The sequence below is a fragment of the uncultured Mucilaginibacter sp. genome, from assembly GCF_903913935.1.
In the GTDB taxonomy this organism is placed as follows: Bacteria; Bacteroidota; Bacteroidia; order Sphingobacteriales; family Sphingobacteriaceae; genus Mucilaginibacter.
Genome location: NZ_CAIWNH010000233.1, coordinates 1 through 14,405, shown reverse-complemented (window position 1 = coordinate 14,405; position 14,405 = coordinate 1). Strand labels below are relative to the sequence as shown.

The window sequence follows — 14,405 nt, the reverse complement described above, 5'->3', positions numbered from 1 at the left end:
TATATCCCCGAGATGTTGTACCCTAATGTGGAGGAGTTGCGCAACGAATATTTAAATATCATCAACGGCGATGATTTTAAGGCAGAATACAACCAGCTGTTAAAAGATTATGTCGGCAGGCCATCGCCGCTGTATCATGCCAAAAGATATTCCGAAAAATACGGCGCAAATATCTTTTTTAAACGCGAGGACCTGAATCATACCGGTTCGCACAAAATCAATAACGCCATCGGCCAGATATTACTGGCAAAACGCCTTGGTAAAAAACGCATCATCGCCGAAACCGGCGCCGGTCAGCATGGCGTTGCAACAGCTACTGTTTGCGCCCTGATGGGTATTGAATGTGTAGTGTATATGGGCGAGGTGGATATGGCCAGGCAGGCGCCAAATGTATCGCGTATGAAAATGCTTGGAGCTACTGTTGTACCTGCAAAATCAGGCAGTAAAACGCTGAAGGACGCCACTAACGAGGCACTGCGCGACTGGATAGCCAATCCGGTTGATACCCATTATATTATCGGTTCGGTAGTTGGCCCCTACCCTTACCCGGATATGGTAGCCCGCTTTCAATCTATTATTTCCCTCGAAACAAAAAAACAGTTGCTTGAGCATACCGGCAAAGAATTGCCTGAGTACGTAATGGCCTGCGTGGGCGGCGGCAGCAATGCTATGGGTATGTTCTATCATTTTTTGGATGATGAAGCGGTAAAACTGGTAGCTGTTGAAGCTGCAGGTAAAGGCGTGAACAGCGGCCAGTCAGCAGCCACCACATTTTTAGGCCGCGAAGGCGTATTACACGGCAGCCGTACCATCCTGATGCAAACAGAGGACGGGCAGGTAGTAGAACCCTATTCCATTTCGGCAGGGCTTGATTATCCCGGCATTGGCCCCCAGCACGCGTACTTGTATAAAATTCACCGTGCCGAATATGTAAGCATTACTGATGAGGAAGCTTTACAGGCAGGCTTGCTTTGCTCTCAATTGGAAGGCATTATTCCGGCAATAGAAACGGCACATGCGCTGGCTTATCTTGAGTATATGAAATTTAAGGCAGATGATAATGTGGTGATCTGCATTTCAGGACGCGGTGACAAGGATTTGGATACGTATATTAAATATTTTGGATATTAATTAGTTCATAGATCATGGTTCATAGTTCATAGCGAGCTACAAACCATGAGCCATGAGCCATCAATCAAACAATAACCGGCATGGCCTGTAGTTCACATAATTTTACCGTGAACTATGAACCATCAACTATGAACCACCCCATGAACCGCTTAAACGCACTTTTCAACCAAAAAAAGGATAATCTTTTATCCATCTATTATACCGCAGGATACCCCACGCTTAGTACAACGCTGGATATTGCTGAAGCCCTGGAAAACGCCGGCGCAGATTTCCTGGAGATCGGCTTCCCCTACTCTGATCCGGTTGCTGACGGGCCTACCATCCAGCATAGCTCAGAAAAAGCGCTGGAAAACGGCATGACACTGCACGTGCTTTTTGAGCAGTTGGCGGATCTGCGCAAACGGGTTTCTCTACCTATTCTTTTGATGGGCTATGTAAACCCGATAGTACAATACGGGGTTGAAAACTTCTGCAAAAAAGCAGCAGAAGTTGGCGTTGACGGCATTATCGTTCCCGATTTGCCTATCTATGAATACGAAAACCTATATGCCAAATATTTTAAAGCAAACGGGCTAAGCAATATTTTCCTGGTTACCCCCCAAACTTCCAAAGACCGCATCCACAAGATTGACAGGCTAAGCAACAGTTTTATTTACCTGCTCTCCTCGTCATCTATTACCGGTGGTAATTTGCAGGTATCTGATAATATCGAGGATTATTATAAACGGATTAAAGAAATGCAGTTAAGCAATCCGGCCATTATTGGTTTTGGTATTTCCAACAATGAATCGTTTAACAAAGCTTGTGAATATGCCCGCGGGGCTATTGTAGGCAGCGCTTTTGTAAAGTTATTGGGAACTGAAAATTATCTAGAGAAAATCCCTGCGTTTATAAAATCAATAAAAAAATAATGTTACACGAATTTTCCTGAATACGATCTAAAGATCACTAATTTTAAAATAGGCTTAACAACAGCATTATCAGTGAACGTTTGTGTTTATTCGTAAAATTAGTCTCTAACCCCCGTCAGTGAAATTCGTGTTAATTATAACAATAAGTCCAACGCCCCTTTTCCCTCACGGATAATCTCAAAATCGCCTTCGGTACAATCAACCACTGTTGATGGTATATTTTCTCCGTAGCCACCGTCAATCACCAGGTCGACAAGGTTCTCATATTTTTCGTGGATCAGTTCCGGATCTGTTGAGTATTCGATAATCTCGTCATCGTCTTTTATTGAGGTGGAAAGTATCGGGTTGCCACGTGCTTTTACAATTTCGCGGGCGATATTATTATCGGGCACCCTTATACCAACTGTTTTTTTATTTGAACTAAGCAGTTTTGGGACATTATGACTGGCGTTAAATATAAATGTAAATGGCCCCGGCAACGCCTTTTTAAGCACCCTGAAAGTAGTGTTATCAATTGGCTTGATATAATCAGATATATGACTCAGGTCGTAACAAATAAATGAAAAATTGGCTTTCTCTGGTTTGATGTTCCTGATCTTGCAGATCGCTTCAATAGCCCGATGATTAGTTATATCACAACCGAGCCCATAAACAGTATCGGTAGGATATATAATGAGGCCGCCTTTACGCAACACTTCAACCACCTGTTCAATAGCCTTTGGATTAGGGTTTTCAGGATATATTTTTATAAGCATTTTTTTATTTCGGAATTCGGAATTTCAATTTCGGATTTAGAAGACATTGAAAATTCATTACAGGGTGCAAAAATACCCTTATTTGAACGAAAAGGAGAAGAAAAAATAACCGGGATAGCTATTTTAATGCATAAAATAGCTATCCCGGCTTTCTCTTTACAAAATATTAAATTCGAATTCGAACATCCCTGCCTGCCGCAGGCAGGCGAAATCCGAAATCAATTTATTTCACTTTTGCAAACTGAACATTGATGATCAGTTTTATGTCTTCGCCAACAACAATTGAGCCGGCTTCGGTAACGCCATCCCAGGTTAAGCCAAACTCTTTGCGGTTAATTTTACCGGTGATTTCAAAACCAGCTTTGGTGTTGCCATAAAAATCGTCGGCCGAACCACCAAACTCAACTGCTAAAGTAACTGGTTTGGTAACATCTTAAATGGTAAGGTCGCCGGTCAGTTCGTAATCACTACCGCCTTTGTTTTTAAAGGAAGTTGATTTAAAAGTGATTTGAGGATATTTTTCAGCGTCAAAAAACTCAGCTGATTTTAAATGTCCATCTCTTTGCCCCTGGTTGGTATCAATGCTGTCAACATTTATAGCGAAGTTGATATTTGCACCTTCAAAGCCCGCTTCATCACTTTCCGCAGTACCTTCAAAGCTTTTAAATGAACCTGTTACTGTTGATATAACCAAATGTTTTACTTTAAACTGAACTTCTGAATGCATTGGGTCAATTACCCATTTTGTTATTGTTGCCATGATCTTATTTTTTTTGATTGTTTTAATTTCAGAACAAATTTAAACAAATAGATGTTTAAACATGTATATTGAATTGCAATATTACAATTCTCCGACGAATGGTTAATTGTTTAACCATCGATTAGCCTTTTTGTTAGCACAAAGTTGAATTAATTATTAAAGCTGATTGGATCCAATCAGCATATACATTCTAAGCTTCCGGATTTAACTAACGCTGCCCCGCAGGCAGGCAGGTTTAAGACTCCCTCATAAACTCCGCGAGTATCCTGTGGAAGTGATGTGTGCCCTGCTCCCGGTTAACCGAATACCGGCCATGTTTATAAAACCGTGAACGAACGCCTACTTGCACATTTTCAACGATCTCTTCATCTTCAGCTTCTACTTTATCCAGCCCGGCGCCGGCCCCTTTACCTAATTTTGCGGCATCCCAAACGTATGAAAAGAATTTAACCCTGCACTCCCCTACTGAAACCGGCTCTACCACGTTAACTGAAAGCCCCCAGAGATAAAAGTTGAACATCATATTGGGGAACACCCAAAAGTAATAAGCGGCTACGTTTTTGCCATAATCCGGTGAATTATGGGGCAAATCAAAACAATCCTCATTGCTTCGGGCGAGTCCCAGTTGCAGGCTTGAGTACGGAAAAAACAATTCAGTAGCATATTCTCCATAGTCAATAACTGCATTTAGCCCGGCATGTACAAAGGGGATATGAAAGCCCTCCAGATAGTTTTCGCAATAAAGCGCCCAATTGGCTTTTACATTAAATACACGGGATAGTTCAGGCTTAAATTCAAACTCTTCAAGCGGAAGCCAACTTACTCTTTCTATCATATCCCTAAAAAACATTTCCTGGGGGTATTTCGGGCCGACAGCGGTAAACAGCCATTTGCCCCATTTAAACAGCTCCAGCTTCGGTAAATTATCGGCGGTCGTAGGGAAGTTTTCTACCTCTTTAAATTCAGGCATCGACAAAAACTTTCCATCGAGGCTGAACCTGCGCCCGTGGTAGCGGCATTTCAGGTCGTTTAATTTGCAGGCAGTTTCGGCAACCAGGTTGCCCCGGTGGGTGCAAACGTTCGACAGCAGGTTTACCTCCCCTGCTTTATCCCGCGTCAACAGCAATGGTTCATCCAGGTAACCCGGCAACAGCGTAAAGGGGTAAACATCTCCGTTTTCCTTCACCAGGATTTCATCGCCTATAAATTGCCAGGTGGGCGCGAATATATTCTCTTTACAGGCCTCAAATACTTCGGCGCTGGTATAAAAAGCCGAAGCAATCGTTTTGGCTTTGGCAATATTGGGGTCGACAAAAAAGTCGGGCATATGGGTTTGTTGTTTGGATGGAAAATAAGGCTGCAAATTACTTAAACGGGGTGAAATTACCTAGTTATTATGCCTGAAACAGGTTCAAATATATGGCCAATTATCTGTTTAATATTTGCGATTGTCGTTTTTTACTATATCAGAAAAATAGTGAGTAGATAAAAGTCGGGCGTGGTTAAAAAGCCCCGGAAACGTTTTCCGTTTCCGGGGCTTTTTCGGGATATAACATCTCTATGACAGGAAACTACGACAATCAAATAGTCATTTGCTGTAGATAACACCGCTATATTAACTCAACAGACAGACGTACTGTAACTTTGAAATTAAAGGTCCGCCTTTGCTCATCACTATCAATATTTCAATATAATAAACCCGGATTTATGTGTAATTACCCCATTTACCGTATAATCCAGCGAATAAAAATAAGTGCCCGGTAATTGCATGGCGCCGGTTTTGTTGGAATGGCCATCAAAAACATGGGTGCTGTTATCATAACCTTTCGCCTCAAATACCAATTGGCCGCTGCGGTTCATTATCTGCAGTTTATTGTCAGGATAATTATTGATCCCTTCGACTACTAAAAAGTCATTGATGCCATCGCCGTTGGGTGTTATGCCCTCATGAACTTTAATCCCGTCCGTAACCAGCTGTGGCGTTTCTGCGGGTTGATCAACGCTCCCCACGTTATCAACAATATTCGTCCCTGTTAATGTCCTGGTTACGGTTATGGTATAAGTTCTCGTTGAAGTACCGTTCTGTGCAGTAACAACAATTGAGATTACGTTATCACCGACATTTAATGAAATTGGCCCCGATGCTGCGGCATGGGCCACTGCGGTACCATTAACTTTAACCGTGGCATCAGGCTCCGTTGTAACCGGTGTCACCGTAACCGATGTTATCGAATTGCCTACCGACGCCGTGTAGCTGGTGGTTGCAGCGGCAAATGCCGGTGATAACGTTCCGGCGCTGATACTTAAAGAAGAAAGCGTGGTTACATTAGAAAGCGGGCGCGTTACGGTAACGGTATAGGTTTTTGTGTTGGAACCGTCCTGGGCGGTAACTACCGTAGTGATGGTATTTGGCCCGATGCCCAATCCTATCGGCCCGGAGGCAGAACCAGAACTAACGGCAACACCGTTAACCGTAATTGTTGCAGTTGCATCGCTGGCAGTAGGTGTTACTGTAATAGAAGTAGTGCTATTGGTTACACTTGCCGTATAATTTGTGGTTGCCGAAGCAAATGCCGGCGATAACGTGCCCGAGCTTAAGCTAAGACCGGCAAGATTGGCGTTTGTGGATACAACACGGGTTACCGCTATTGTATACTGTTTTACGGTTCCGTTTTGTGCCGTCACCACCAGGGTAAACGTATTAACACCCGGCTGTAAACCAAAAGCCGGCGACGCCGTTCCAGATGGAACCGTTAACCCGTTAAGCTGGATAGTTGCATGGGCATTTGTAACTGTAGGTGTCATGCTCATGGTTGAAACATTACCGCTTACCGTAACTGTATAGCTGATTGTAGCTGCCGAAAATGCCGGGGATAAGGTACCACTGCTTAAAGTAAGATTAGATAGGGTTGCATTCCCTGAAGGTTGCAATACATTCAGGTTAATACTTGCCGTTTTACCACCTGCATTGTTATAGGCGGTTATTTTATAGTTAGTTGTAGGGCTGGTGCTAACCGGCGCACCGCTGATAACGCCGGTCGCTGTAGCAAAGCTTAAGCCTGCCGGTATGGACTGGTTGATGTAATAACCACCTATCGGTTTAAATTTCTTGATTAAATTGTTGTTATAGTCAGCAACATAAATAATGCCCGCCCCATCCAATGCGATGCCGGTTGGTGAGTTGAACCCGGTTGCCACGGTATCAACCAGATTACTGCCCGATGGTAATTCCTTTATAACGTTATAAGTATCGTCTGTAACAAATAAATTCCCGGCGGCATCTACACGTACGCCGGATACGGAGCCAAAACCCGAACCCACTGCGGTAACAGTACCTGTGCCTGCTGCTATCTTTTTTACGGCATTGATATTTGTATCGCCCACATAAACATTGCCGGCTGCATCTACTGCAACGCCCGAAGGACTAAGAAAACCGGAGGCCAAAACAACGGGCGTTCCATAAGCGCCGGATATTAAAGGGATTCGCTTTACGGTATTATTGCCACGATCAGAAACATACAAATTACCTGCAGCGTCTATTGCTATTCCCCATGGAAAGCTAAACCCCGAACCTACAGTTACCGGAGCGCCTGTCCCGCCTGGTATTTCTTTCACGGCACCGTGGCCAAAATCTGTAACAAATACATTGCCGACGGCATCTACCGCCACGTCACGCGGAAAGCTAAAACCAGAACCTATAATTACCGGTGCGCCGCCTCCTGCAGGGATCTTTTTAACGGCGTTGTTACTCACATCGGCCAAATACACATTGCCGGCGGCATCTACTGCTACCCCGTCAGGGCCGCTGTAACCCGACCCTAAACTAACCGGAGCAGCGGTATAGGCCGGCGCGGCTACCCCACTGGCTGCTGGCGCCAATGGCGTAATAGCAATATTGGTATAGTAAGTTTGAGGGCTGCTATAACTGATAGCAGGTAAAGCGGGCGCATTAATGGTAATATTTAGCGTTACTGATTTGGCGCCGCCGCTGCTATAAGCAGTAATGGTATAATTTTTTGCAGGGCTGGTTGCGGTAGGTGTGCCGCTGATAACTCCGGTGTTGCTGTGAAAAGTAAGGCCCGGCGGCAGTCCGGGGCTTATAAAATAACCACCCACAGGTTTGATTTTTTTTATCGTATTATTTCCTTCGTCGGCAACAAATATATCTCCTTTGCTATCAATTGCTACGCCGGCCGGAAAATCAAAACCTGCGCCTATGTAACCCGGGAAGCCTGAACCTGCCGCAAGCAGCGCTACGGTGTTATTGGACTTGTCGGCAACATAAAGGTTTCCGGCGCCGTCAACAGCTACGCCATACGGCGTGGTAAGCCCTGAACTTATGATAACCGGGCTTCCGCCAACTGATGGGATCTTCTCTACAAGGCTGCCATTGCTGTCATCTACATAAACATTCCCCACAGCGTCCACCGCTACTTCAGTGGGTGTAACAAAGCCCGAACCTATGGTAACCGGCGTACCGGTGCCTAAAGGTATTTTCTTAACTGTTTTATTGCCATTATCGGCTACATACACATTTTTAGCTGCGTCTACCGCCAGGCCATAGGGCTGGCTGAAACCTGAACCTATGGTTACAGGTGTGCCTGTGCCGCCTGTTAATTTCTTTACTGCTCCATTACCCCAATCGGCAACATAAACGTTATTGGAAGCATCCACTGCAATACCGCGCGGCGTAACAAAGCCCGAGCCGATGACAGTGGCGCTTCCCCCGGCAGCGGGTATCTTTTTTACGGCGTTGTTGTTAGCGTCAGCAACATAAACATTCCCGGCTACGTCCACCGCAATCCCTTCAGGGCCATTAAAACCTGTGGAAATGGTAACCGGTGCATTTGAATAAGCCGGATTGGCTACATCGGTAGCAGTGGGTACCAAAGGCGTAATTGCCGTCCCCGTAATGTATACCTGAGGGGTGGCATAACTAAGAGTTGGCACCGGTGCAAGACTCACTTTAATATTTAATGAAAATGACCGGCCACCCGCGCTGTTGTATGCGGTAACTTTGTAAAACTTTGCAGCGCGTGATACCATAGGTGTACCGGTTATTCCACCGGAAGCGTTGGAAAAAGATAATCCGACAGGCAATGGCGTATTGATATAAAAGCCGCCAACAGGTTTTATTTTAGCAAGGCTGGCGCCATTATAAGCGACTAATACGTTTCCTAACGCATCAATGGCTACACCTGCGGGCGCACTTAAAAACGGCCCCAACGCTATCGGAGTACCACCCGCTGGCGGAATACGTTTTATAAAACCGCTGCCCGAATCCGCAACATAAACATTTCCTGATGCATCTACCGTAATCCCCTTTTCATTATTAAAACCACCCGACCATATAACTGGCGCCCCTCCGGTGGCCGGTATCCGGTATAAATTAAAATTAAAGTCGGCTATATAAATATTGCCGACAGCATCCGTGGCAATACAATTTGGCTTATTAAAGGTGAAGCCAAGGCTGATAGCGGTACCGCCACCGGCCGGCACTTTTTTAACCTGGTTATTTTGGGTATCAGTTACATATATATTCCCGGCCGGATCAAGCGCGATGGCCGAAGGTACATTAAAGCCAGTGGCCAGTGTAATGGTGGTACCATTACTCGCCAATATTTCTTTAATGGCATTGTCGCCCGTATCCGCTACATAAACATTCCCGGCAGCATCAACTTTTACATCATTTGGGTGATTAAAGCCTGTCCCTATAATACTGATCGCGCCACCGCCCACGGGGATTTTTTTAATTTGATTATTGATATAGTCGGCAACGTAAATATTTCCGGCGGCATCAATGGCAATCCCCCCCGGGGTACTAAATCCTGAACCAACAACTGTTGATGTACTGCTATAGGCTTGTGCAGCTACCCCGGTGCTGGTGGCGCTAAGTGCAACATAAGCGCCGCCTGCAATATAGGTTTGCGGGGTACTATAACTCAACGTCGGCACCTGGGCAAAAACAGTATTGCAGGCCGACACACAAAATAATACAAGAAGTGCCTTTAAAAGCTCCTTCATATTATTTGTTTCAAAAAGCGGATTTGGATTGATAGTTTTCATTGTGCATGTTTTGATAAACAAAACTTGCTATTTAAATACGTATTGAAAATACCACGATGATGCGATGGATTTATACGAGTTTCTCGTTCAAGGCTTTACTAACTGCCTCTATCTGCGAGTTTACGTGCAGTTTATCGTAAATATGTTTCGTATGGGTACGTACAGTATCTAAACTAATATCCAAAGCAGCAGCTATCATTTTAAAGCTGTTACCCTGTGAAAGTGACAGCAGGATATCTTTTTCGCGGAGAGTAAGTTTATAAGCATCGTTCGGCTTTTGCAGATGCATACTGCTGATCACCATTCTTGCTATAACAGGGCTCATCGGCGCGCCTCCGTCAAGCATTTCTTTAATGGAGTCTTTCAACTTGTCCGAGATGTGTTTTTTTAACAGATAACCATTCGCGCCGCTGTAAATGGCCTGAAATACGTGCTCGCTATCGTCAAAAACGGTAAGCATAATTATCAATACCCTGCTGTTAAATGCCCTTATCTTTTTCACTCCCTCAATCCCATTCATGCCGGGCATATCAATATCCATTAATATAACATCAGGGTTCAACGCAGCAACCTGGCTTTCCACTGCCGAACAATCTGCAAATGCCCCTATTACCTCATATTCAGCGGCAAAGTAAAGCAAGCTGCATACACTTTCGCGCAGGTTTTGATTATCCTCGTATATTAAAATGGTATGCATTCTCCCCTGTTTACATTAATGATAAAACGACGTTAAGGTACCAATCATTTGGCGACCGCCATATACCCATATTATGTGATGGCTAAGACCACGCAAATGCTGGTGCCTTCTGCCGGTTTTGTGCTGATGTTAAAATCAGCATTCATTTCGGCGGCCCTGCTCCGCATATTTTTAAGCCCATTTCCGTTATACTGCTTCGAGCCGTCAAACCCTTTCCCGTTATCTGTTATTCGTATTGAAAATTGGCTATCTATTTTCTTTACCTCAATATCTGCCCGGCTTGCTCCGCTATATTTTGCAATGTTGTTTATCGCTTCCTTAAATATCAGGTAAAGATTTTTGCGTTCATCAACGCCCAGTTTCAAATCGGCCAACTGGCTTTCTTCATTAAAAGCAAAAGAGATACCAGCCGGCTCCAATATGGTTATAGCAAATTCCTTCATTTTCAAAATGGTGTTTTCCAAATGGTCGTTGGCAGGGTTTATTGCCCAAACAATGTCGCTCATGCTTTCCATAATAGTATATGAACTGCTTTTTATCTTTTCAAGGCCGCTTGTTACGTTCACATTACCGCCCGCCTGCTCAAGCGCCACTTTACTCAAAATATTAATACTGCTAAGCGTAGAGCCGATATCATCATGTAAATTGCGGGCGATGCTGTTACGCATTTTTTCCATTTCGAGCAGTCGTTTCGCTTTTTGCACCACCCTATACCTGGCTATCACCAAAAAACCTATTGCCAGTAGCATCAGTAATACTATGAGCGTACCATACCTGAATATTTTTTGATTTTGCAGATTGGCCTTATACAATAGCTGATCTTTCTTCAATAAACTTATTTCCTTTTCCTTCTTCTCAATATTATACCGCTGTTCCAATTCTTTTACCTGCAGCTGCAGCTGACTGTTCTGCAAGCTATCCTGTTTACTATGATATTTTTCATTGTAATCCAGAGCTTTCTCATATTGCTTATTTTGAGCATAGAAATCTGAAAGATGTTTGTAATTGTTCAGCTCGGTGCTTTTGTCGCCCATTTTTACCGCAGTGTTAAGGGTGTTTAAAAACACTTTTTCGGTGGATTGTTGGTGGGCAATAGTATTTTGCAGGTTTGCGGCTTCGGCGTTTGCTACCGACATATAAGCAGTATCACCTAACTGTTTAAACAATGCTGTGCTATAATCAAGGTAGCGCCTGGCATTTTCAATATCTTTTTGATCTTCATAAAATTTTGCAATTTCCAGGTCTGTCTTCCCTTCTTCAATAGGGAGTTTTAATCCCCTCACTAACTCAAGTCCGTGCATAAAACTGCCAAGCGCTTCCCCTGGCTTATGCAAATTATTTTGCACCTCTCCCAACGTAACGTAGGTATTGGACAGCCCCCTTTTATCATTCAATTCCGTTTTTAAAGCTATCGAACGCTGCGCATATGATAAGGCTTCGGTATACTGTTTTAACCTGATGAAATCAACAGCAATATTGGAATAGCAAAACGAAATGCCACGCTTATTGCCTAATTCTTCAAAAAGTTTTAATGCCTCCAGGCGAAAAGCCATCGAATTACGGTAATCGCCCATATCGGAGTAATTATTCCCTATATTCAGGTCCTGCCCGGCCATGCTCAGCTTGTCATTTTGAATTTTAAACAGGCGCAGTGCTTCCTTCATAAAAGGTATGGAAGCTTTATAGTTACCTTGCCGGCGATAAAAAAGGCCCTCTGTAAAATAATAGTTTGAGATTACATAAGAGATATGCGTATCATCCCCCAGTTTTTTCAGCTGATCAATATAATATCTTGCGCTATCCGTCTTGTTAATTTGTGAAAATATGGTCGCCGCTACCGAATAAGCTGCGGACAGCCTGTTTGGCAGGCTTAGTTTTCTGGCGAGTGAAATTGAAGCCAATACATATTGTTTGGCAACCGGGATATTACTGCGTGAAAACTCGTTGGCAAGTTCTAAAGATGCCACTACCTCGAGCGAGTCTTTTTTGCCGCGCGCAACAACTTTTTGAAGACTATCAATCAACCGATTTTGGCCGAAAGCCGTCCCCGCAAAAAATAAAAATGCAAAAGCTATAAAACGTCCCGGCTTCATAGTAACGATTTGGTTACACAAGATACAAAAAATAATAATTTGTATGAATAAGTATTTGTGTTATAAAATAATATTATGGCATGTAAAATGGCCGGACCGGTGACCGTAATGCGAAGTTTATGTTGAACGCTGTCCGATTTCTGTGACCTGGATAGCTATGCCTGTACTTTGCAACTGCTTAACAAAATGTAAGATAATAGACAGGGCCTCACTGCGCACCTGGCTTTGTTTATATAAAAGTTCACTACAAGATTGTTTATTTAAGCAAATACCGCCAAAAAGTGCTGACACAATCGTGTCACTGACAAAACTTTGTCAGCAGTTAGATAACTGATAATCAAATTTGTAGCGCTTTGTAGCGCTTGTAGCGCTACAAAATTGTACGGGTGACGTTTATTAAACGCCATCGCTCATTCCCCACATCTTTTCAAAACTTCTCCATCCCAAACCGTCCACTAAAGCTATATTTGCAAAATAACAATTGTTCGCTCTTACATGCCATCATCCACCTCCAACAAACGCACCAGGCCAGTATTTAAAACAGCCGCGCTGGACGACCAGGAGAAATTTCAACCCCTGCCCCAGCCTACCGGTAAATATCCTTACCATTTAAATATCCGGGATGTTTTGCCGGAATTACCCGCCAATAAAATGGTGTTCCATATGGCCGGTGATACAGGCGGTTTGGTGTCCCCCGTTTATAAACACCGGATAGCTAATGAAATGATCAGTCAATGTAATGTCGTTGCATCGGAAGAAGATCGCCCGCAGTTTTTTTTTCATCTGGGCGATGTGGTTTATAATTTCGGACAGGAGGAAGAATATGAGCCGCAGTTTTTTGAGCCCTACCGCAATTATCCAAACCCCATTTTTGCCATACCTGGAAACCATGACGCGGACATCGATCCATTCGATGAAAATGAGCCGAACAGCCTGGATGCCTTTGTAAAAGTTTTTTGTGATACCTCTTCAAGGCCTATACCTTTTTCTGGCGATTCTGGCCGGAAAAGCAATATCCAACCCAACGTTTATTATACTTTAAAAAACCCGCTGGCCAATATAATCGCGCTTTACGGCAATGTGCCCAGGTTTGGCACCATTACCCCGGTGCAAAAGGAATGGTTTATCAACGAGTTGAAAGCGGCCGATACTGAGCGTTCCGGCAAAGCACTGATCGTTTGCCTGCACCATTCGGCCTATTCGGCCGACACCAACCACGGCTCCAGCTTGCCCATGCAGCTTTTCCTGAACGCGGCATTTAATGAGGCTGGTGTTTGGCCGGATGTAGTTTTCAGCGGGCATGTACACAATTACCAGCGTTTTAGTAAGCTATATCCAAATGGGAAAACGATCCCTTTTATAGTCGCCGGCGCGGGCGGCTATGCAGATCTCCACAGAATAGCCCAACCCGGTGATCCAGCCTTTCCCGATCAAAGCAAATTACTGGATGATGTGTACCTCGAGAAATATTGCGACGAAACCCATGGTTTCTTAAAGGTAACAATTGAAAAAACAGCCGCAGATTTTACTCTCAAAGGCGATTATTACACGGCGGACGACAGCGGCAAAGGTTTGCCTGCTGTGATATATGATTCTTTTACCGTCAAATTAGGGGAAGCTGGATAAAACCGGGTGAGAATGTCACGGGCAGCAAAAAAGAGATTTATTCGCATTTATTTTATTTTAAAAACTCATGGTTAATTCATCCGTAGCGATGGGTTTTAAACCCATCGCTATTTATCCCCAACCAGGTCATTATAAATAAACAGCCCGCCATCTTCGGTATCGGTGTTAATTACCTTTCCCTCTAAAACGCTCATTCCCGCTTTTGCCGGGTTATTTCCACGGCCAAGCGGCCATTTACCGTAAGTATCTGAAATATTTATGCCGCCAATAGTAGCTGCATCCAAACCAAAATCGGTGCAATTGTTGTTGTTGAGGTTATAAGGGTGGCTGTTATACTGTTTTACCAGCTGCAATATTTTTTGAAAC

At 43.9% G+C, this 14,405-nt stretch carries 9 protein-coding genes and 1 pseudogene; 3 read left to right on the top strand and 7 right to left on the bottom strand.

Going from position 1 to position 14,405, the window contains the following annotated elements; all coding sequences use genetic code 11:
* Together trpB and trpA are read left to right on the top strand one after the other, a co-directional pair.
* Positions 1-1,131, top strand: a 1,131-nt coding sequence (trpB, locus tag QZY09_RS09020) for a tryptophan synthase subunit beta (protein WP_295671305.1), incomplete at its 5' end; no start/stop codon positions are given.
* A 140-nt stretch (positions 1,132-1,271) separates the two neighbouring features.
* On the top strand, positions 1,272-2,042 hold the full coding sequence (gene trpA, locus QZY09_RS09015; RefSeq protein WP_295671307.1) for a tryptophan synthase subunit alpha: 771 nt from the start codon (positions 1,272-1,274) through the stop codon (positions 2,040-2,042).
* A gap of 134 nt (positions 2,043-2,176) precedes the next feature.
* Here the strand turns inward: trpA and QZY09_RS09010 are convergent, their stop codons facing one another.
* The 6 genes and pseudogenes from QZY09_RS09010 to QZY09_RS08985 all read right to left on the bottom strand — a co-directional run bounded on the left by QZY09_RS09010 (position 2,177) and on the right by QZY09_RS08985 (position 12,413).
* Positions 2,177-2,797, bottom strand: a complete 621-nt coding sequence (locus tag QZY09_RS09010) for an L-threonylcarbamoyladenylate synthase (RefSeq protein ID WP_295671302.1) — start codon at positions 2,795-2,797, stop codon at positions 2,177-2,179.
* 223 nt (positions 2,798-3,020) lie between these two features.
* Positions 3,021-3,557: pseudogene (locus tag QZY09_RS09005) on the bottom strand (YceI family protein).
* 235 nt (positions 3,558-3,792) lie between these two features.
* On the bottom strand, positions 3,793-4,884 hold the full coding sequence (locus QZY09_RS09000) for an aromatic ring-hydroxylating dioxygenase subunit alpha (RefSeq protein WP_295671299.1): 1,092 nt from the start codon (positions 4,882-4,884) through the stop codon (positions 3,793-3,795).
* A 350-nt stretch (positions 4,885-5,234) separates the two neighbouring features.
* Positions 5,235-9,623: a cadherin-like beta sandwich domain-containing protein gene (locus QZY09_RS08995; RefSeq protein ID WP_295671296.1), complete on the bottom strand. Its 4,389-nt coding sequence runs from the start codon at positions 9,621-9,623 to the stop codon at positions 5,235-5,237.
* Positions 9,624-9,693: 70 nt separating this feature from the next.
* Positions 9,694-10,320 carry a response regulator transcription factor gene (locus tag QZY09_RS08990; protein WP_295671293.1) on the bottom strand — a complete coding sequence of 209 codons (627 nt, stop codon included), beginning with the start codon at positions 10,318-10,320 and terminating at the stop codon, positions 9,694-9,696.
* 71 nt (positions 10,321-10,391) lie between these two features.
* On the bottom strand, positions 10,392-12,413 hold the full coding sequence (locus tag QZY09_RS08985) for a tetratricopeptide repeat-containing sensor histidine kinase (RefSeq protein ID WP_295671290.1): 2,022 nt from the start codon (positions 12,411-12,413) through the stop codon (positions 10,392-10,394).
* A 495-nt stretch (positions 12,414-12,908) separates the two neighbouring features.
* On the opposite strand from QZY09_RS08985, the gene QZY09_RS08980 reads away from it, so the two are divergent.
* The gene (locus QZY09_RS08980; RefSeq protein WP_295671286.1) at positions 12,909-14,039 is read left to right on the top strand and encodes a metallophosphoesterase; all 1,131 of its coding nucleotides are present in this window, start codon (positions 12,909-12,911) and stop codon (positions 14,037-14,039) included.
* A 107-nt stretch (positions 14,040-14,146) separates the two neighbouring features.
* On the opposite strand, the gene QZY09_RS08975 is transcribed toward QZY09_RS08980, so the two are convergent.
* A partial coding sequence (locus QZY09_RS08975; protein ID WP_295671283.1) for a hypothetical protein occupies positions 14,147-14,405 on the bottom strand: 259 nt, incomplete at its 5' end.